General features: G+C 51.7%; 16 protein-coding genes. 3 read left to right on the plus strand and 13 right to left on the minus strand.

Going from position 1 to position 20589, the window contains the following annotated elements; translation table 11 throughout:
• The first annotated feature begins 368 nt into the window (after positions 1-368).
• Entirely contained in the window at positions 369-1718 is a 1350-nt protein-coding gene (gene mgtE / locus BN98_RS03200) for a magnesium transporter (RefSeq protein WP_019189765.1), read from the plus strand.
• Positions 1719-1840: 122 nt separating this feature from the next.
• On the opposite strand, the gene cdd is transcribed toward mgtE, so the two are convergent.
• From cdd to BN98_RS03235, 7 genes are all read right to left on the minus strand, one after another.
• On the minus strand, positions 1841-2290 hold the full coding sequence (gene cdd / locus BN98_RS03205; protein ID WP_019189764.1) for a cytidine deaminase: 450 nt from the start codon (positions 2288-2290) through the stop codon (positions 1841-1843).
• A gap of 19 nt (positions 2291-2309) precedes the next feature.
• Positions 2310-3650 (minus strand): thymidine phosphorylase, encoded by a 1341-nt coding sequence (locus BN98_RS03210; protein WP_019189763.1) that lies wholly within the window; start codon positions 3648-3650, stop codon positions 2310-2312.
• A 17-nt stretch (positions 3651-3667) separates the two neighbouring features.
• Complete coding sequence (locus tag BN98_RS03215; protein ID WP_195891100.1) at positions 3668-4441, minus strand: metallophosphoesterase; 774 nt, start codon at positions 4439-4441, stop codon at positions 3668-3670.
• Positions 4442-4646: 205 nt separating this feature from the next.
• A complete protein-coding gene (locus BN98_RS03220) occupies positions 4647-5585 on the minus strand; it encodes an NAD(P)/FAD-dependent oxidoreductase (RefSeq protein WP_019189761.1) in 939 nt (312 codons plus the stop codon).
• Positions 5585-6409, minus strand: coding sequence for a Cof-type HAD-IIB family hydrolase (locus BN98_RS03225; protein WP_019189760.1), 825 nt, complete (start codon positions 6407-6409; stop codon positions 5585-5587). The genes BN98_RS03220 and BN98_RS03225 overlap by 1 nt, the downstream gene beginning before the upstream one ends.
• 27 nt (positions 6410-6436) lie before the next feature.
• The gene (locus BN98_RS03230) at positions 6437-6709 is read right to left on the minus strand and encodes a metal-sensing transcriptional repressor (RefSeq protein WP_019189759.1); all 273 of its coding nucleotides are present in this window, start codon (positions 6707-6709) and stop codon (positions 6437-6439) included.
• 1 nt (position 6710) lies between these two features.
• Positions 6711-9443, minus strand: a complete 2733-nt coding sequence (locus tag BN98_RS03235; RefSeq protein WP_019189758.1) for a heavy metal translocating P-type ATPase — start codon at positions 9441-9443, stop codon at positions 6711-6713.
• A 275-nt stretch (positions 9444-9718) separates the two neighbouring features.
• On the opposite strand from BN98_RS03235, the gene BN98_RS03240 reads away from it, so the two are divergent.
• On the plus strand, positions 9719-10378 hold the full coding sequence (locus BN98_RS03240; protein WP_019189757.1) for a DUF5684 domain-containing protein: 660 nt from the start codon (positions 9719-9721) through the stop codon (positions 10376-10378).
• Between the two features lie 908 nt (positions 10379-11286).
• Here the strand turns inward: BN98_RS03240 and BN98_RS03245 are convergent.
• From BN98_RS03245 to BN98_RS03255, 3 genes are read right to left on the minus strand one after another with little or no spacing between them, the layout of a single operon-like run.
• Entirely contained in the window at positions 11287-12816 is a 1530-nt protein-coding gene (locus BN98_RS03245) for a ClC family H(+)/Cl(-) exchange transporter (protein WP_019189756.1), read from the minus strand.
• Positions 12813-15128 (minus strand): AAA family ATPase, encoded by a 2316-nt coding sequence (locus tag BN98_RS03250; RefSeq protein ID WP_019189755.1) that lies wholly within the window; start codon positions 15126-15128, stop codon positions 12813-12815. Before BN98_RS03250 ends, BN98_RS03245 begins: the two co-directional genes overlap by 4 nt.
• Positions 15109-16263, minus strand: coding sequence for a metallophosphoesterase family protein (locus BN98_RS03255; RefSeq protein WP_019189754.1), 1155 nt, complete (start codon positions 16261-16263; stop codon positions 15109-15111). The genes BN98_RS03250 and BN98_RS03255 overlap by 20 nt, the downstream gene beginning before the upstream one ends.
• A gap of 130 nt (positions 16264-16393) precedes the next feature.
• On the opposite strand from BN98_RS03255, the gene BN98_RS03260 reads away from it, so the two are divergent.
• The gene (locus BN98_RS03260; RefSeq protein ID WP_019189753.1) at positions 16394-16879 is read left to right on the plus strand and encodes a tRNA (cytidine(34)-2'-O)-methyltransferase; all 486 of its coding nucleotides are present in this window, start codon (positions 16394-16396) and stop codon (positions 16877-16879) included.
• 107 nt (positions 16880-16986) lie between these two features.
• Here the strand turns inward: BN98_RS03260 and thrB are convergent, their stop codons facing one another.
• From thrB to BN98_RS03275, 3 genes are read right to left on the minus strand one after another with little or no spacing between them, the layout of a single operon-like run.
• The gene (gene thrB, locus BN98_RS03265) at positions 16987-17943 is read right to left on the minus strand and encodes a homoserine kinase (protein WP_019189752.1); all 957 of its coding nucleotides are present in this window, start codon (positions 17941-17943) and stop codon (positions 16987-16989) included.
• Between the two features lies 1 nt (position 17944).
• The gene (thrC, locus tag BN98_RS03270; protein WP_019189751.1) at positions 17945-19426 is read right to left on the minus strand and encodes a threonine synthase; all 1482 of its coding nucleotides are present in this window, start codon (positions 19424-19426) and stop codon (positions 17945-17947) included.
• A complete protein-coding gene (locus BN98_RS03275; protein WP_019189750.1) occupies positions 19417-20589 on the minus strand; it encodes a homoserine dehydrogenase in 1173 nt (390 codons plus the stop codon). Before BN98_RS03275 ends, thrC begins: the two co-directional genes overlap by 10 nt.

Genomic DNA, 20589 nt, shown 5'->3' on the forward strand with positions numbered 1-20589 from the left:
GCCTTTCGTCAGAAAAGCTATTTTATTTCGGTGTACTTCGTTAGTATTCAGACGCGATCGTTGCGGCATTATTGCAATTTGTATAGCCATGATTGATAACGTTGCATGCGACGCACACTTTGTGCTGCCCCATCGTTGCTATATAGGGTAAACGAGTTCCGTATCGTCTGCTTGCTTTCGTTGTATCGCTTTTCGCCCTTTCCTCTCTCGGAAGGACTTGGCGTTCATGCTCTTTTCATCAGGCCGTTGAAGCTGTCAAAGAAATGAGGTTATTTCATCCGACGAATCGAAAGGTCGGTTGAGGCCCACTATGGTTTCAACGAATATTGGTGTCTGCATTCCCGTGCGTACCATGACGGAGGTGCAAGATGGAAAACAAAACTTTTTTAGAAACACTTAACGAACTCATTGAAAAAAAAGATGTAATGGGGGTGCGTGAGCACCTGAAGGATATGCACGCGGCCGACATTGCACCCATTCTGGAACAGGAGCCGGCGGAAGAGGCAGCTATATTCTTTCGCTTCCTGACCAAGGACAAGGCAGCGCATGTTTTCTCGTATCTGAGTGTGCCGCGCGCTTTGGATTTGGTTTCGCTTTTTACAACTTCGCAAACGGCGGCTATTTTTGACGGGTTGTACGTGGATGACGCGGTTGATTTGTTGGAAGAAATGCCAGCGAATGTCGTCCGAGCCGTCTTACAGACGTCCACACCGCAAAAACGCGAACAGTTGAATCGCTTTTTGAAATACAAGGATCAATCGGCGGGCAGCGTCATGGGCGCTGAATTTATTCAAATCTTTCCGTTCATGACCGTACGTGAAGCCATCGATGAAATTCGACATGAAAAACGACTGCTCGACTCTTTTTCGGAAGTCTATGTCACCAGTAAGGATTTAAAATTGATCGGCGTCCTTTCCGTACGAGAATTGCTTTCGGCGGAGGATTCGCAAAATATTGTAGATGTTATGCATGATCACGTGATCTCCGTGAGTACGGATACGGATCAGGAAGATGCGTTGGATGTCATTCAACGCTACGACTTCAGTGCATTGCCGGTAACGGATTCGGAACAACGCATTGTTGGGATTATCACGGCGGATGATGCGTTGGATATTTCCGAACAAGCCGCAAGCGAAGACTTCCAGATCATGGCGGCGATCAGTCCGAATGATAAGGAATACTTTGATACCAGTGTATGGGATATGGCTAAGAGCCGCCTGCCCTGGTTGTTCTTCTTAATGCTGTCGGGCATGTTGAACGGTGTGATTCTGGGATCCTTCGAGCACGCGTTTTTGGCGATGCCAATTTTGGTAACCTTCATACCGATGTTGACCGATACCGGCGGCAATACGGGTTCCCAAAGCTCAACGTTGATCATTCGCGGTCTGGCCACCGGTGATATCAATATTTCCGATGCGCCAAAGGTACTCTGGAAAGAATTCCGCGTAGCCATTTGTGTCGGGTTTGTCTTGGGATTTTTCTCTTTCCTGCGCGTGACAATGGCACCCCCCTTCGATCCAGTGGTGGGTATCGTCGTCGGGCTGGCCGTCATGGTGATCGTACTGTTTTCTAAATTGCTGGGCGGCATTCTGCCGCTGGCTGCTGAGAAGCTGGGACTGGATCCGGCTTTAATGGCGGCACCGCTCATTACGACCATTATCGATGCCAGCGGCCTCATTGTGTTCTTCCTGCTGGCCAAGGCCATTCTTCAGTTATAACAAGCGGATTTTTGCGTACGAAAACGGAGCGCTTTAGCTTTCATAGGACGGATCCGACAAAAAGCGGCCCTCCGCATCCTCTTATGGATGCGGAGGGCCGCTTTTCTTTTTTCACACAACGATCAATGCTCTTCATCCAAATCTTTGGGGCCAAAAGAATAAGGCAATAATTCTTTAAGTGTAAATTCCCCAACGTTGCCACCGGCATCAGCCAAAAACACCGGCATATCCGGCGCACAAAATTCGGTCAACGCTTGACGGCAGACGCCGCATGGCGTGGTAAAGGCTTCGGTTAATGCCTGCATGCCTTCGTGGCGTCCCACCACAGCAATGGCGGAAAACCTATGGGCGCCTTCAGAAACCGCTTTATAAAGCGCCGTACGTTCGGCACAGGTGCCCGGCGTAAAGGCCGCATTTTCAATATTGCAGCCCGACCAAATTTTTCCATCGGTATCCAATAACGCCGCCCCGACTTGAAAATGAGAATATGGTGCATAGGCATATGCCAATGCCGCTTCTGCCGCATCCACAAGAGTCGCTTGCGGGCAATTTTCTCTCGTCCATTCTTTCATGATTCTCCCCTGCTTCATCTTACGCGTCAGGCATTTCCAGTTTTACGCCATCCCGACTGACCACGGCATATACCGGCGTATGGCGCTTTTTGACCACAGAATCCGAATATCCATAAGCACTTTGGGCAAGACGTACGGCCTCTTCCCCCTTCGCACGATCGTTCGCAAAGACGGTAAAGAGTGAATCACCCTTCTTAACGGTATCGCCCACCTTTTTATGAATGAGAAGACCAACCGCAAAATCAATGGCATCGTCGGTTTTGCGACGACCGGCTCCAAGAAGCAGAGAGCTTTTGCCGATTTCTTCTGCATCGATGGATGCCACCATGCCATCTTTTGGCGCGGTGCCCTCCAAGCGTAACTGCGCTTCCTCAAACTTCTGCGGCTCTTCCACATAAGAGACATCGCCGCCTTGATTGCGCACCATGGCTTTGAATTTTTCAAAAGCAGCGCCGGAAGCAATGGCTTCTTCCACCATCTTACGCGCTTGTTCCTGTGTGTCTGCCTTTTCGCCTGCCACGAGCATTGCCGAAGCAAGCGCCAAGCACTCCGCCATGAAATCTGCCGGGCCGTTACCATGCAAGGCATTAATCGCCTCGCGAACTTCCAGCGAATTGCCCACGGCACTGCCCAAAGGCTGCGTCATATCTGTCACTAAGGCGATGGTCTTTTTACCGTTATCATTCCCAATGCCCACCATAACTTCGGCCAGATGAATGGCTTCCTCCGGGGTTTTCATGAACGCACCGGAACCATACTTCACATCCAATACGATGGCATCCGATCCATCGGCCAGTTTTTTGGACATAATGGAGGCCGCAATCAGGGGTACGGAATCTACCGTTCCGGTCACGTCACGCAAGCCATATAAGACCTTGTCCACCGGCGCAATATCGGCGCTTTGTCCGATGATGGCAATGCCATCCTGCGCGACACATTGCTCGAATTCTTCTTCCGTCAGCTCCGTTCGAAAACCGGGAATGCTCTCAAGCTTATCGATGGTGCCACCGGTAAAGCCCAGGCCGCGACCGGAAAGTTTAGCAATGGGTAAACCGCAAGCCGCAACAATCGGAGCGATCACCAGCGACGTTTTGTCGCCGACGCCGCCGGAAGAATGCTTATCTACGATGGGATGACGTAAATTGGGAAAGCTTAAGCGATCCCCCGACATCGCCATTTCACGCGTTAATACGGCCACTTCCTGCGCATTCATGCCGGAAAAATAGATTGCCATGAGCAAAGCGGAAATTTGATATTTGGGGATTGTCTCATCCTTCACGCCGCGAACAAAAAATTGGATCTCTTCCTCGCTCAGCACCCCGCCGTTTCGTTTTTTAAGAATAATATCTACGATATTCATCGAGTCCTCCCTTCGGATCAATGTATGGATTGTGACTGCAATGTAATGACAACCAATTCCTGCGGATTAAACAGGCGAAAAGGAAACAGGCTGCCGCCCATACCCGCTGATACCACCATTGCACTTTTTCCTTGGCGATAAATGCCTTTACTGTAGGCGGGAAATAAACGTCGCTCCGGGGAAAATAAACCACCGATAAAGGGCAAGCGTACGACGCCGCCATGCACGTGACCCGCGAGCGTCAGTTCCGCCCCCCACTTTACATACGCCGCAAAAGGCAAGGGATTATGAGCCAAAAGAATGGTATACTCATTTTTCTTTTTGCCCAACCATTGTTCCACATCCGGCGCCGTGCGGTTTTCATAGCAGGATAACGGCTCCATGAGACCCGCCAGCTGAATCGTTGCTTCGCGATGCATCAGGCTGACGGAACGATTTTCAAGACGAATGACGCCGGCAGCGTCCAAGGCTTTGTAAAAATCCGCCGCATCGTCGCAATGCGCATCACGGTAAAGTTCATGGTTGCCGCGAATAAAATATGTGGGATACTTTGCCGCAATGGGCTTCAAAGCCTCTACCACGGCATGGGTATCATTGCTGCGACGCGAAATGGTGTCCCCCGTAATCACAACAATATTCGGCGCCGCGGCATCCACGGCTTTCTGTAACGCCTCGCCTTTATTACCGAACACATTGTTGTGCAAATCGGAAATTTGCGCGATGCGATAGCGATTAAAGGCATTGGGCAAATAGGGACTGGATATCGTATATTCTGTGGTATGAAATGTCATATTGCTCCGATAAAAAGAAAACAGAAAGCCGCATAGAGCCACTAAAGTTGCTATAAACAGGAGCAAACGCGGCCATGCGTACGAGCTCTTTCTGCTCTTTCTCTTTTTCTTTTGGGATAACGAAGGCATGCCCTCTCCGTTTCTTTGTACCGATAAACGGTTGGTGTATCGCTGCCTATGCTGCATAGGAACGCCATCTCAATTCTTAGCGATGAAGCTGATCCAGATATTTTCCGGCAGCAATGGCTGCAGTAGCGCCATCCGAAAGCGCACCGACAATCTGACGAACGCCTTTCGCACGCACATCCCCCGCGGCATATACACCTTCGAGATTGGTTAGCGTATCCTCCCCGGCTTCAATATAGCCTGCCTCGTTCACGCGAATCTGATCCGCAAACAGTTTGGTATTGGGCACCATGCCGATGTAGATAAACAGGCCAAAATCGCCTTCCACGGTTTTCTCTTCACCAGTCACATTGTTGCGCATCACAAACGACGTGAGCATCGTATCACCACCTAAAGCGATGACATCCGTATGCAACACAACCTTAATTTTGCCGGATTCCTTCGCGCGCTGCTGCAAGAGCTTCGTTGCTCGCGGGGTTTCGCCGCGATAGAGAATCGTCACGTGATCTGAGAGCGTCGCCAAATACAAGCTTTCATCAAAAGCGGCATCGCCACCGCCCACCACATAGATCGGCAGGCCGGCAAAAAACGGTCCGTCACAGGTGGCGCAGTAGCCCAAGCCTCGGCCGGTGTATTGTTCTTCGTTCTCCAAGCCCAATTTTCGGGGATTGGCACCGGTGGCCAAAATTACAGCATCCGCCTCTAAAACTTCCTCATCCAGTGTAATACGCTTTGGCGATGCTGCAAGATCCACTGCCGTCACTTCTGCGCTACGAAATACAGCGCCGAAGTGTTCTGCCTGCTCCTTCATACGCTCCGCCAAGACTGACGGATCATTATCGCCGCCGGGCATATTTTCAATCACGGCGGTCACCATCATCTGTCCCCCGATGGTTTCTTTTTCCAGCACCAAGACCGATTTTTTACTGCGTGCCGCATAAAGTGCCGCAGACAAACCCGCCGGGCCGCCCCCGATGATCACAATATCATAGTGTGTAAATGTATCCTTTGTTGTCATTACCAACGTCCTTCTTCTTTCAAACGCCACACGGCTTCTGCCGCCCCATAAGCATCAAAAGGTCCCGTGACCATATCGGCTGCTTCTTTGACTTCCGACAAAGCATTGCCCATGGCCACACCCACCCCGGCATGAGAAATCATACCGCAATCGTTCAAATAATCGCCCATGGCGCAAATTTCTTCCTGCTGAATGCCACAGTGATCGGCCACTACCTTAAGGCCATGCCACTTATCCACGTCTTGGGCCATAGCCTCCACCAGACCTTTTCCGGACATCGTTACTGCAACAGTACCGATGGCTCGGATTTCCCGCATCAACGCATTTTGCAGATCGAGATCGTCACCGGCAGAATATTGAATTTTCAACATTTGATCGGCGCCTTTTTCCAAATCGTTGTGTTTTTGGATATGAATATTGCACTGCATACGCATGCCGTACGTTGTGTCTGCCGCCAACAAATGCTCATATTTCTCCGGATAAAAGTAGGGAGAAAACAGCGTATCCTGCGAATAAAAGTGAAAATAAACGTGATGACGTAGACCGATTTGAATGAGTTTAACGGCGGTCTGCGGATCCAGTTTGTGTTCCGAAAGCACATGCCCGTTTGGTGTAGCGGTCACCGAACCGTTGGAGCCAACGCAATAGGCAGTGATCCCCGCCTGCGCAGCTAAAAATTGGGGCGAGCGCAAGACACGTCCCGTTACGAAAGCGATGGTTTTGCCTTCCGCCTGCAAAGCACGGAGCGCTTCTCGATTTTTTTCGCGAATGCTTCCATGAACCAAAAGCGTTTGATCCAAATCAAAAGCAAAGAGCTTCAACATAATATCTCCTAGAGAACGAAACTCGGCTCAGCGCGAGAGCGTCTGAATCACTTCGTCCATTTCTTTTAATTTTTGTTCGATTTCGTTGCGATCGCCCGATTCTGCCGAAGTGATCATGCAATGCGTCAGGTGCTCCGAAAGCACGTCTCGGTTAATGCTGCGCAATGCCTGGGAGGCCGCCATTAATTGCGTGGACACATCAATGCAATAGCGATCCTCTTCCACCATATGAATCAGCCCTTCCACCTGCCCTCGGACAATCTTCAGTCGGCGCAAAATGGCATCTTGATTTGCGTGCATCTTATACCTCGATCGAAGTGACCGTATAACCCGCATCTGTTACGGCCTTCTTCAGTGTATCATCGCTCACAGAGCCCGTGATTTCCACATCAGCTTTTGCATTCTCCAGATCCACCGTCGCTCGTACGCCGTCTAACGCATTAAGGGCATCGCTCACGTGCTTTTGGCAATGCACGCAGCTCATGCCTTCAATATGCAAAACTTTTTTCATGCTTTCCTCACTTTCCTTTTCGTTATGCATCTCTTCTACATGTTGTCCTGCCGAGTGCCCCTTCAAGGCGTCGCCAAGTTTCGTTTCAATGTTATTGTACCCGATCGTCGCCGGAAGGGAACGAATTGCAATCCGCTCTGGATTTTTTTCCGCGGCGGTATACTTTTCTTCATGGATGACACGGAAGCGGCGCAAGGTGAGCGCATTGGTCATAACGAATACCGAAGAAAGACTCATGGCGGCCGCCGCAATCATGGGGTTCAAGGTGATGCCGAAAGCCGGATAAAATACGCCTGCTGCCAGCGGAATGCAGATGACATTATAGAAGAAGGCCCAGAACAGGTTTTCTTGAATCTTCTTTTTGGTTTTTGCCGACAGATCCACCGCCGATACCACATCCTGCAAATCGGAACGCACGAGCACCATATCTGCCGAATCCACGGCAACATCCGTACCCGCACCGATGGCAATGCCGACATTGGCACGTACGAGCGCCGGTGCATCGTTAATGCCATCGCCAACCATGCCCACCTTAACCTTGCCATCTTCCTGCCATTCGCGCACATAGCGCTCTTTGTCTTGCGGCAGAATGCCTGCCACATAGCGATCGATGCCCAAATCGTTTGCGATGGCACGCGCCGTTTTTTCATTATCCCCCGTCAGCATCACCGGTGTGATACCGCGTTCTTGTAAAGCGTGTAATGCCTTGCGACTGGTGTTTTTAATCACATCAGCAGCCGCAAGGATAGCTATGACCACGCCATCCGCTGCAAAGTAGATGGGCGTTTTCCCCTGTTCGGCCAGGCTTTCTGCTTCGTTTTGAAGCGCATCGATAGCAATGCCTTCTTCATTCATAAAGCGTCGATTGCCTACAGCTAAAGCATAGGTCTTTTCTTCCTTGGTTACCTTTCCTTTCACGCCGCGACCCGGCACAGCTTCAAAATCCTCTACAGCAAGCAGGGGGATGTCTTTTTGCTTGGCCGCTTGGACAATGGCTTCCGCGAGCGGTTGCTCGGAATCTTTTTCCAAAGAGCCGGCCAGTTGCAGAATCGTTTCGGTATCCCAATTCTCAGCCACTAAAATGTCAGTAACATGCGGATGCCCCTCCGTGATTGTGCCGGTTTTATCCAGGGCCAAAATCTTCGTTTCATGCAGAATTTCCAAGGCTTCCGCTGACTTAATGAGTAAGCCGTTTTCAGCGGCTTTACCTGTGGCCACCATCACCACTACCGGCGTGGCTAGACCCAGCGCACAGGGGCAGGAAATAACCAGCACGCAAATGGCCAAGCGAAGCGCAAAGGTGAAGGGTTGCCCCACCAGCAACCATACGGCTAATGTCAAGATCGATATACCGATCACGACGGGAACGAAAATGCCCGCAATTTTATCCGCCAGCGCCTGCATTGGCGCTTTTGTAGCTTGCGCCTCTTCCACGAGTTCGATGATCTTTGCCAACGTGGTTTCTTCGCCCACTGCCGTCGCACGGAAGCGGAATGCCCCCACTTTGTTCATCGTCGCGCCTGTCACCTTATCGCCGACACCCTTTTCTACCGGAATGCTTTCCCCGGTGATGGCGGATTCATCCACGCTACTGCGTCCTTCAACAACTACGCCATCCAGAGCGATGCGTTCGCCGGGACGTACGGAAAGGATGTCGCCCTTTTCTACCTCTTCGATACCGACGATCGTCTCCACGCCGTTATGCACGACGCGCGCTGTCTTCGGCTGTAAATCCATCAGTGCACGCAGCGAGCCCGTCGTTTTCAGTTTACTTTTTACTTCCCAATACTTGCCCAGCGTGATCAGCGTCAGAATCGTGCCGGCACCTTCAAAATACAGATCATGGCGATACTGCATGACGCGTTTTGCATCGCCAAAGCCCATGCCGTAGCTGATCTGAAACAAAGCAAATACGCCATATATGAGTCCTGCCGCGGCACCTACCGCAATAAGCGAATCCATATTCGGCTGTCGCTTCCATAAGCTGCGAAAGCCGTGAAGAAAATAAATGCGATTGACAAAAGCAATGGGCAATACCAACAAGAACTGAAGGAGGGCAAAGCTTACGCTACCTTCCATACCGGATAGTGCCTTTGGCAGGGGCAAAGCGATCATCGGCCCCATCGCTACATATAATAACGCCAGCAAAAACGGTACCGAAATGCGTAAGCGCTGACGCATATCCTCAGCCTGTTTTGCAAAAGGACTTTGTTCCGGCTGCGCCGACGACTTTCCTGCCGTGCGTTCACTCTTCTTCGGCTTCAAATGGGCATCATAGCCGGCATCCTGTACCGCCTTTTCAATCTGACGCGCGCTCATCTTCTGTCTGTCATAAGCCACATCCATCGCATTCGTCATCAGGCTGACGCGTACCTCTTCAACGCCATCCAGCTTAGCAACGGCTCGTGTCACTGCATTTTCGCACGCCGCACAAGTCATCCCCTCTACGTCATAGCGTTCTTTGACAAGTCCTTCTGCCGAAGCACTTTCATGTGTCACTTCATGTTTTGTGTTTTCTTTCATACTGCTTCCTCTTCCCGTTCACATTCGATAGCATACCATAACAAGAAAGTATCGCTCCGACGGATTCGATACCTACGTTATCTTTTCTTCCTAAGAAGATACCCCCTGGGGGTATATGTAAACATGAGAAATATCCATTTTTGAAAATTTTTGCGTCATCGTGTGAAATAATCGAACCAGGGTAATTATTGACCGGAAGGCAATACCTTCCGTCAACCATCGATTCCACATCGAAAAAAACGATCGCAAATCGATCCTGAAAGGAGTCCTTCTTTATGTATGATCCGTACCCGTTTCCCCAGGACATGAACAGCGCTCTGCAAGAAGACCCGGAATTTTTCAAAGTCTTTCTTGCCTTTTTTGCGTCCTTCTACCTGATCTTCGCTCTGGCTGCTCTTACTCTTGGCATCGTCGCAGTGATTTCCCAGTGGAAACTCTACAAAAAAGCAGGCCAAGCCGGTTGGAAGTGTATCATTCCTTTTTATAACGAATGGATACGTATTAAGATTGCTCTGGGTCGCACTTCCATAGGTTGGTTTATTCTGTCCCTCATCCCGTTCCTAAGTCTTATCGAATATTGGTATGTAGGCTTTTATTTCGGGAAGCGATTCTCAGGCAAAGACAGCATGGCGTTCTGCTATATGTCCGTTCCATTTGTTGTCGGCATACTAATGGCCTTCAGTAATCGCTACCAATACATTGCCAATCGCGATGCAACTGACAGTGGTCGTGGAGGCATCGATGGAGATTTCCCGCTTTGGGCTGAAGAGGGCGTGATGGTACCCCCGCAGACCTTTGCGCGCTACGACTCTCGCTTCAGCGATCGCAACAGCACCTATCGCCATCCTGACGAGAACCCGAACGAGGCTAACTCGAACGAGGCTAACCCGAATGCTTACGATCCGAACGGACCGCAGGATCCGAGTCAATTCTGAGAAGACGGTAATGAAAAATAAATCCGGCTGTGAAAATGTCAGCTTGCAGCCGACGAATGAATAGGAAGAAGGCGACCCAACGGGTCGCCTTCTTTATGTTATAGGAAATGAGACTGCCTCGGCCGAACGTACCGTGGGTTTTGGCGTTTTTGCCATTAGCACCGGTATGAAATGGGGCTGCCGTTGACTGAACGTACCGTAGGTTTTTGCGTTTTTGCCATTACCACCGGTAGAAAATCGCCATTCGCTCCCTTCCTCCTACCGTAGGTTTTTGCGTTTTTGCCATTACCCACGGTATGAAATGGGACTGCACTTGGCTGAACGTACCGTAGGTTTTTGCGTTTTTGCCATTACCCACGGTATGAAATGGGGCTGGACTTGGCCGAACGTACCGTGGGTTTTGGGATTTTTGCCATTACCCACGGTATGAAATGGGACTGCACTTGGCTGAACGTACCGTGGGTTTTTGCGTTTTTGCAATTACCCACGGTATGAAATGGAGCTGCAGTTGACTGAACGTACCGTGGGTTTTAGCGTTTTTGCAATTACCCACGGTATGAAATGGAGCTGCATTTGGCTGAACGTACCGTGGGTTTTAGCGTTTTTGCCATTACCCACGGTATGAAATGGGGCTGGACTTGGCCGAACGTACCGTAGGTTTTGGCGTTTTTACCATTACCCACGGTATGAAATGGAGCTGCAGTTGACTGAACGTACCGTGGGTTTTAGCATTTTTGCCATTACCAACGGTAGAAAATCGCTATTAGCCCCCTTGCGACTACCGTAGGTTTTGGCGCTTTTGCCATTACCAACGGTAGAAAATCGCCATTCGCTCCCTTCCTCCTACCGTAGGTTTTAGCGTTTTTGCCATTACCCACGGTATAAAATGTGTCGCTCGCTTTTATCAGCTACGAAAAGATCGCATTCACCTTCTCCAAATCCTCCTCCGGGCAAAGCACAAGAATTTCATCGCCTCCCTTAAGGAAAGTGGCGCCATTAGGGGTAAAGGTGCTGCCTTCGCGCTCGATCGAGGCAATCAGCACAGAATCCGGCAAATCCCAATCAGAAAGAGTTTTTCCCAAGTAGGGTGCTTCATTTGGAATCAGATAGTACTGCATGGTCATATTTTCTTTTTTGCTGTCGGAATGCGAAGCTTTGGGGTCGCCAAAGCTCATCGCAAAGAGCGATTCGTAGATCGGTTCGGTACGACAGACTTTGGCAACTAAAAATGCAATGATGGCGCATGCGCTCATGGGAAGCATGATGTTGATGGAGCCACTCATCTCCATGACCAGCATGATGGACATGAGCGGCGCCTGCACCACGGCGGTGAGGACGCCGACCATGCCGAGATAGAGGAAATTCATGTAATATTCCGATGCAATCCATCCGCTGCCGAGGGAGAAAAAGAGAGCACCGGTCAGAGCGCCTACTGCCAAAACGGGCAGGAAAATGCCGCCCTGTGCGCCGCTGCCGTAGCTTGCCCAGACAAAAAGCAGGCGCAAGAGAAGGAAGACAAAAATCGGTGCCAGGGAAAAGGCGCCTTTCGCCAAATCCTCGATGAGGGCATGGCCGCCTCCCAGAAGCAATGGTTCTTGGCGTCCTACGAAGAATAGAACGGCCATGATCAAGAAGATGACGAGATAACGAGGAATCGGCAGCTTCGGCAATGCGCGGTTGGCAAATAAAAGGCCGCGATTGAAAACCACTCCCACCAACCCCGAGAGCACACCCATGGCTACAATAAAGCCGAGTGCCGTAACGGGCAAGGTGGCATGAATGCCGAAAGCAAAAGCGCTTTGCACGCCAAGGACAGAAAAGCTGAAGTAATTAGCCATGAGGCACGCTGCAAGGCACGGAATCAAAAAGAGGTGTGAAAGGCTCTTGTGAATTTCCTCCATCGCAAACAGAGCGCCGGAAAGCGGAGCATTAAAGGCCGCTGCCAAACCGGCAGCTGCGCCAGCCGTAACAAGGTAGCGTTCCTCCATCTCGGACACGTCAAGAAGGCGCGATGCTTTTTTTGCCAACATGCCACCAAGCTGTATCGACGGGCCTTCGCGTCCCAGCGTCAGACCACCGGCATTGCCTAAAATACCGCCTATAAATTTAGAAACAATGGTCGGCTCGACGGCCATATCAATTTTCCCCAACAGTTCTGCGCGGATCTGCGGAATGCCGCTGCCGCCACTGTACGGCGCCCACAAAAGCAGGCGATGCATGCAAAAAGCAAAGAACAAAAGGGCAAGCAGAATCCCGACACTCTGCCAAAAAGTAGCACTTAATAACACGCTCGTCCGTAGGCTGTCCACTTTTGTCAAGAACAGTCGATAACACACCGCAATAATCCCGGATGCCAGCCCCACCAATAAACCGAAAAGCGCCAGTCGCCACTCCAGACGTTTTTTTCGATACAGCTTTTTATCATGGATTTCAGTCATCTGCCGTTTTCCTCTCCATTTTCCTCAACAGTTTTTGCCAAGCCGCTTCCTTCGGCGGATAATGCCAGAATCGGTGTGTGCAAAGCATAGGCCCAATCCGCAAAACGGTGATGTGCTGTAAACAGTAAAATTTGCTTCTGTTTCTCCGCGGCATACGCCTGCAAAAAATCAAACGCGTGCTTCGCGCGTTCGTCATCATAAAAGGCAAAGGCATCGTCCAAAAACAAAGGCAAATTTTCATCGCCGCTGATCAATTCCGCAACAGCCATACGCAGAGCAAAATACACCTGGTCAATCGTACCCGTGGAAAGCAGACGCCAATCGGCAAGATCGCCAGCTTCCGACGATTCCATCGCAACGGCAAAATCCGTTGCTACGCGCACAGTGCCTGCTCGCCCGCGTAGCGCTTGTAAAATTTCCGACGTGCGGGCATTAAGCTGCGGACCGAAATTATGATGTGCTTTCTCCGTGGCCTGTTGCACCGCCTCCGCTGCGATTTCCAGGGAACGATACACGCCACGCATCCGCTCTGCCTGCTCCGCTTCACGCTTCAGATCACGATCCACCGCATCAGCCAGACGCACGCCTTTCCATTGCTCTCTAAGACGCGCTTCCTCTTCAGCAATAGCAAGACGCTTCGCCTCCTGCTCTTGCCGCATATGAAGTTCCTGCTCCCGCAAATCATCCAAGTGCGCCTTCATGGCACTTTCCGACGCTACCCCGTCAAATCCCGCTTCGCGGCACTGTTCCTCCAACGCCTCGAGCGAATCATTCTTCCAACGTGCAAAGTCGCTTTGCCACTGCGCCTCAATTTGCTTCAGTGATCCCTCCAATTGCTCCCGACGCGTCTGGCGATGGGATTCCTCTTCCTGCAGCGCCTGATGTGCTTTTTGCCAGGCGGCTTCATCTTCCTGCCATTGGCGAAGTGCGTCGCTTTCCTGTTCAAGTTTCCGCTTTAACCGTTCGGCTCTTGCCTGAAATTGTTCCGCCGAAGCTTCCTCTTTTCGGCGCATCAATTCATCTCTTTGCTGTGTGCGACGTGCCTCAGATCCCCGACGTTGCTCAGCCATTACGTTCTCTTCATGGCGATGCTTGCGCCATCCCCAGCCGAGAGCCAAAACCCCGATTACCGTAAGACACAAACCGAACACCCATCCGGTAGACCAAAAGAGTGGCAACAACAGCGCACACAATAAGCCGCACACCAAAAGTGCTAAGCCGACCCATACAAGCGTTGCGCGCACCTTTGGCTTTTCCTCCTGCTCCCGCGCCTCCTCTTCCAGATGCTTTAGTTGCAAATCTAGGAATTGCCGCTGCTCTTCGGCATGTGTCTCTTCCTGTTCTAAGGTAATGCGTTCCCGCTCTAACGTTTCATGTGCGGCATCCCATCGCTCTTTTTCTTGCTTTAAGACTGCTTCTTGTGACTCAAGCGCTTGTTTCTTAGCAATGGTCTCCGCAGGGAGCTGTTGCAGCGGCTGCACCTCGGAGCGTAAGGCTTCTTCCCGCGCTCGCAAATCACGAGCACGCCATAAATCACGCGCGTCCCATTGCTCCTCGGCGGCTTTCAACGCCTCCGCCTGCTTTTCGTAAGCTGTACGCATCCGCATAAACGACTCTTTTGCGGAGTCCAGCGCATGTTGCCGCATCTTTTTCTCTTCTTCTTTGCGCAGAGCCTCCGCTTTTTCTGCCTGCAAGCGGGCAATCGAAGCTTCCCGATCGCGCAGGGCGCCACCTTGTCCGTTTCCTTTTATAAAATAACGTTCCGCCTTCACGAGACGATCGAGCACTTCCTTTTCCGAAGTGGATTCATCGCCGGTACTGCGCAGATTCAACAGCCGCGCCATTAGCTGGTCTCCGTTTTTCGCCTTAATAGCGGGAATTACCGTACCGGACGCTCCGACATAGACACTGCGGCGAAACGCATCTTCATTCAGATGAAAAAAACGCTCCCCCGGTGTTTCCTTACTGCCAAGTGCGATCTCTTCGCCGGACCCATCCTTGACCAATTGAATTTTATCCTTGGAATTGGACTTACCGAAATGACGTGACAAACGGAAGACGCCCTCCGGCGTCTCAAAGCGCAAAACGCCCGACGGTTTCTCCATTGCGCCGTCTAAGTAGCGCTTGCGGATGTTCTCACGCGGATCCTTCCCCCCGACCGATGAACCGTAAAACATGAGCTGTAAAAAATCCATCAATGTGGTTTTTCCAGCTTCGTTATTGCCATAAATTACCGTAAAACCGGCAGATAGTTCCTGCGAAAAAACCGTAAATTTTCCGAAATGGGAGAGTTCAATGGATAAGATCCGCAAAATTCCAGTCCTTTCCGTTAAAGGCCTCCAAGCCGAAGCGTAGCGCTCTTTCCAACGTTTCGCGCTCTTCCGGCGCTGCTTTCCTCCACCGGGCATAAAGTTCTGCCGCGAAATAGCCTTTGAGGCTTTCTTCCTGCTTTAACTGTTCCCAATCTAATGCAGGCACGCGCAGGTCACGAATTTCAAGCCAATACAGCTTTTCCCGCAGCGTTTCCTGCAACAAGGCCCAGTCCACCGGCTCCTCTTCGTCCACAGCGCCCGTCAAAAGCAAACGAGCCGCAATGTTTGAATCGTCAAAACCGGCCATATGCGCCTCCTGCAGCGCCGCCATCAAACGCTCCTCTGCCTCCCGCTGGGAAGAGAGATGCGATCCGTCCACCTCCTGGCGAACAAAGAGACGCGTCGAAAGCGCCCGAAAATGCAAATCACAGTGCATCGGCTCAACTGTGCCCAGATAAACCCCTTTCACACCCGTTTCATCAAAGCCGGTTCCGTCCGGACAGCCGCTATAAGCCACGGTCGTATGACCCACCGTCTGCAACGACGAGCGCTTATGTACATGTCCCAATGCCACATAGGTAAAGAAGTCGGGCGGCAGCGCTTCCGGCAGTATCGGATGATAGGGACTCTCGGGCTGATTCCAATCGCCGTGCACCACCAAAAGACGCGTATACCCCGGCGTCTTTTTTCTCTCCTCTTCCCAAGGCAACGTCAATAGCGATCGTTCCTGATACGTGCCGCTAAATCCGGCGCCGTAGATAACCAGTTCTTTTTCCGGATCGGTCAGTGCTTCACAAGCACCGCGAAAAATATGAACATTCTCCGGCCATGACGAAGCATAGGGGCTGTCAGGCGCCATATAGTCGTGATTGCCCGGCGTAATTAAGACCTTCAGAGAAGCCGCCTCAGCGATGCGTTCCCGAATGGCCTGAATCTGCTGTTCCGTAATTTCCGAGCTTTCCAGAAAATCGCCTGCCAGCAACAGATAATCCACGTTCTCGCTTGCACAGATTTCCAGCATATGGAAAAAGCTGCGCAGAATCTCGTTGCGACGCGCTGTTGCCTTATCGCCCAGACCGGGCAGGCGCGCGCCCAAATGCAGGTCTGCCGCGTGCATGATTTTAATGCGATGCATGTGTTCCCTTTCTGTTTTTCTTATCCAACGCGCCATATAGCATACGGCGCTCCGAAATGCGTTGCACATAAAAGCGCCCCCTGCTGGGCAACGCAAATAATTTGCGTTACCATGTTCATCGGAGGCTACCATGGCAAAAAATCACATTGTACTTATTGAACCGGAAATTCCGTATAATACCGGAAATATCGCGCGCACTTGTGTCGTAACCGGCACAGCGCTTCATCTTGTTCGCCCTTTCGGCTTTCGTCTGACCAGCCAGCAGATCGCACGCGCTGGAATGGATTACTGGGACAAAGTCGACCTGACCATCTGGGACAGCTGGCAAGAATTTGTAGAGCATGCCGATGCGCTGGAAAAAGAGGGTACCGAAGTGCTCTATATTGAAACGCGCACCCCTCGCTCCTTAGGAGATCTGAAGGCAACGGATTCCGTCATGATGGTGTTCGGCAGCGAATCCAAGGGGCTCCCGCATGCCATGATGGATCGCAATCAGGAGCGATGCATGCGCATTCCCATGCTGCCCGGGTCGCGCTCTTTAAATTTATCCAACTCCGCTGCCATCGTGCTCTATGAAGTGCTGCGGCAACAAGACTATCCCGGCCTTACACGTTAACGTAAAAGCCGACTCTGCCCTGCTACGCTCGCACCGTGACAGGGCTTTACTTGTATTGTAAACCAATTGTTTTTAACTTCCAAACGCCGACAAGACCCGCCATAACGCTAGTGCTTACGAGATGCTTTTTCCTCATCAGAGGCTGCGATCGTGGCGCCGACGAAATCAGGGCGGACAGCGCGCACTTTCCAACCCTTTGGCACATCTTCATTTAACGCGACTTCCACGCGAGATTCGGCTTCTGCCAATGAGACACAAAGCAGTGTTGATCCGGCGCCGCTTATCACAAGCCCCGCCGCACCAGCAGCAACGGCCTTCTTTTCCCAAGCTTCAAATTGCGCAATCTGCGGACGACGATAAGGTTCATGCAGACGATCTTTTAAACCGATCTGCAACAGCTTAGCGTCCCCTGTTCGCAGCCCCTCCAATAAAAAGCCAAAAGAGGAGAGATTAAAAACGGCATCCTTTCGAGAAACGGTCTCCGGCAAGCCTGCCCGCGATTTTTCGGTGCTAGACGCAAAATCCGGAATCAACACGTGAAACCGGAGATGCTCTGACAGCGGGCAAGAACACGCTTTAACTCTGCCATCGATAAAACGCGAAATCTGTAGGCCGCCATATAACGCCGGCGCCACATTGTCCGGATGGCCCTCCACTTCCGTCGCCACGCGCAAAATGGAGGCATCCGTAAAACGACCGCCACGCATAGGCGGCGTCAAACGGCGTGCCATAAAGCGTGCCGCTTCCGCTCCTGCTACAATGCAGGCGGCAGAAGACCCCAGCCCCCGTGTGGAGGGAATATCCGAAGCAATATATACACTGATTCTCGGCAATGCAATGTCAAGCATCTCCGCATAACGCCAATAGGCGTCCAACACGAGATTACGTCCGTAGTGATGTCCTGCCGCTGCGGCATTCGAAAAGACCGGCGCTTGGGCGGGATTATCATCCGATTGACGCAGATGAAACATATAGTTGGCATAGAGATTCCAAGCAATCCCGGCACAGTCAAAGCCGGAGCCTAAATTAGCACTGGTGGCGGGCACCCGAATAGTAAACGGCATCTCATACTCCTTTCGCAAAACCGATCACGGCATCGCGCATCGCTTCGCGGGTCAAGCGCTGTGGCGCATGTCCTTTTTCACGCGCTAAAACACGTAACGGTTCCGGTACAGGCACTTTCGAAAGTGCAGCCAGTTCCTCCCATTGCTGCGCAAGAGACGCAGGTACCGGACGATGCAAAGCACGCAACACGGTATCTGCAAATTTAAAGGGGCTCGCCGTGGAAAGCACAAGTTGATAGGCACGCGCTTCGTCCTTATCGCTTTGTGCGTCAGAAAGCATCTTCTGCACATGTAACGCCACCGCCGTGTGCGGATCGACCACTTGATGCGCCGTACGATAGAGTGTTGCGATGGTTTTCTGTACGGCGTCTTCGTCCGCATACCCCCATCGCATATCTTTGTCTGACAGGGCAAAGGAGAAATGACCTTCGCTGGCCAATTTCTGCATCTCTACGCGCACGATCTCGGCATCCTTGCTTTCGTGGTAGAGGAAGCGTTCCAAATTGCTGGAAACGAGAATATCCATCGAAGGGCTCGTCGTGCGCACCAGTTCCCGTCGCGCATCATACGTACCGCTTTGGCCGAAGTCCGTCAGCACATGATTGGTATTGGAAGCAACGGTGAGAATGCGTAGCGGCAGACCCATACGTTTCGCATAATATCCCGCTAAGACGTCGCCGAAATTGCCCGTGGGCACCGTCACATCCAACGGAGCTCCTTCTGATATCGCCCCCGCCAGCACCAGCGACTCATATGCCGTGAAATAGTAGACGATCTGTGGCACCAGACGTCCGATATTGATGGAATTGGCTGAAGAAAGGCGCACCCCCTGCTTTTTCAGTGAGGACGCCATGGCTTTATCGGTGAAGAAGGCTTTAACCGCGCGCTGACAATCATCAAAATTGCCTTCCACCGCATAGGCAAAGACGTTATTTTCTTTCTGCGTACACATTTGCTTTTCCTGCGCCCGGCTGACCCCGTCCGCCGGATAAAACACAAGAACACCAAAGCCGTCCACGCCGGCAAAGCCTTCCATGGCCGCTTTCCCGGTATCGCCGGAAGTCGCCGTCAGAATTAACAGACGGTCCGTATCCCCTGTCACCTCTTGGGCGGCACGCATCAAATGCGGCAAAGCCGATAGCGCAATGTCTTTGAAAGCCAATGTCGGTCCATGCCACAATTCAAGCAGGGCAAGCGTCTGATCTACGGGTTGCACGGGACAAATTTGTCTCGTGCGAAAGCGCTTGTCATATGCCGTTTTCACCACATTCGCAATGCGTTCTTCCCCCAGGGAAGGAAAATAGAGACGAAAAATGCGCTGTGCTACTTCTTCAAACCGTAGCCCTCGCCAAGCGCGAAAATCCACCGTCGGAATTTTTTCCGGTACAAAAAGGCCTCCATCGGGCGCAAGTCCCTGTAATAAAGCCTCGGCATCCGTTGCTCTCAGTGACGCATCACGCGTCGAATGGTACATTAAGACCATCGTATCACCACCATTCCGTTTGCTGCCAAGGCTTCCGCTCGACGATCGGTTAAGCGGACACGTACCGTACCGGGACCGAAAGCATCGCTGACAGCATGGGCAGCTTCCTCTTCGGTAAAAGGAATCGCTCCCTGTAAAGAGCGAACATAATAGGTAGAGGTCGCGTTTTCTACAACCACCGGCAAGGCCGTCAATCGCTTTATTGGTTTATCGTATGGCACGCTCAGAACATCCGTCCATACAGCATTGGCCGTGGCATCACCACCGCCGCCCGGCCCTGTGAAACGCAGCGTACCGATATGACTGCCCGTGCACTCCACGCAGTTATCAACGCCACCGGTTCGCGCAAAGAACGAGTCTGCGTCCACAGCCTCCGGCACCACACGCAGTTGCACGCTTTCAGACAATGCCGACTTGCGCGAAAATGTCGCTAGGAGTTTGATCACGCGATGTTTAGCGGCGCAAGCCTTGACGTCTTCAGCAGTAATCGCCTGCATCCCGATGCGCGCCACCTCTTTTGTCGTCACTCCGGTCTCAAGCAGGATTGTGGCAAGAATCGCCAACTTGCGCTGCGCATCAATGCCCGCTAAATCATTGGTGGGATCTTCTTCCAATACACCAAGTTGTCGCGCTTCCTGCATGGCTTCTGCTACTGATTTTCCCTGTGTCATGGCGTCCAGCACATAATTGGAACTGCCATTTATAATGCCTCTCAGGGAAAGCATTGTGTTGACCGCCGCCTGCTTCTTTAAAGCCTCCAACAGTGGAATTCCTCCCGCTACCGATGCTTCAAAACGTAACCGTCCGTGACCCGTTTCGCCCGCCTCATAAAGTGTTGCCATGGCATCTGCAAGTGCCGCCTTGTTGGCCGTCACGACGCGTTTTCCTGCCAGAAGCGCCTGACGCAAATAGGCCGTGGATCGCGTCGGATCGCTGGAGACTTCCACGACGGTGTCCACCTCGCTTTGGGCAATGAGGGCCTTAGGCTCTGTCGTATAAAGCGCTGCCGGCGCTTCAAAGGCACGCGGATGAATATGACGCACGGCAATGCCCGAAAAGGCAATGGGTTCACCGACGGCTTTTTCCAGAGCTTCACGGCGTTCGGTATAGAGACGATAAAACGCCTGTCCGACTGTACCATAGCCGATGAGTGCGATCTGCAT

Source organism: Levyella massiliensis, assembly GCF_000308275.2.
Lineage (GTDB): Bacteria > Bacillota > Clostridia > Tissierellales > Peptoniphilaceae > Murdochiella > Murdochiella massiliensis_A.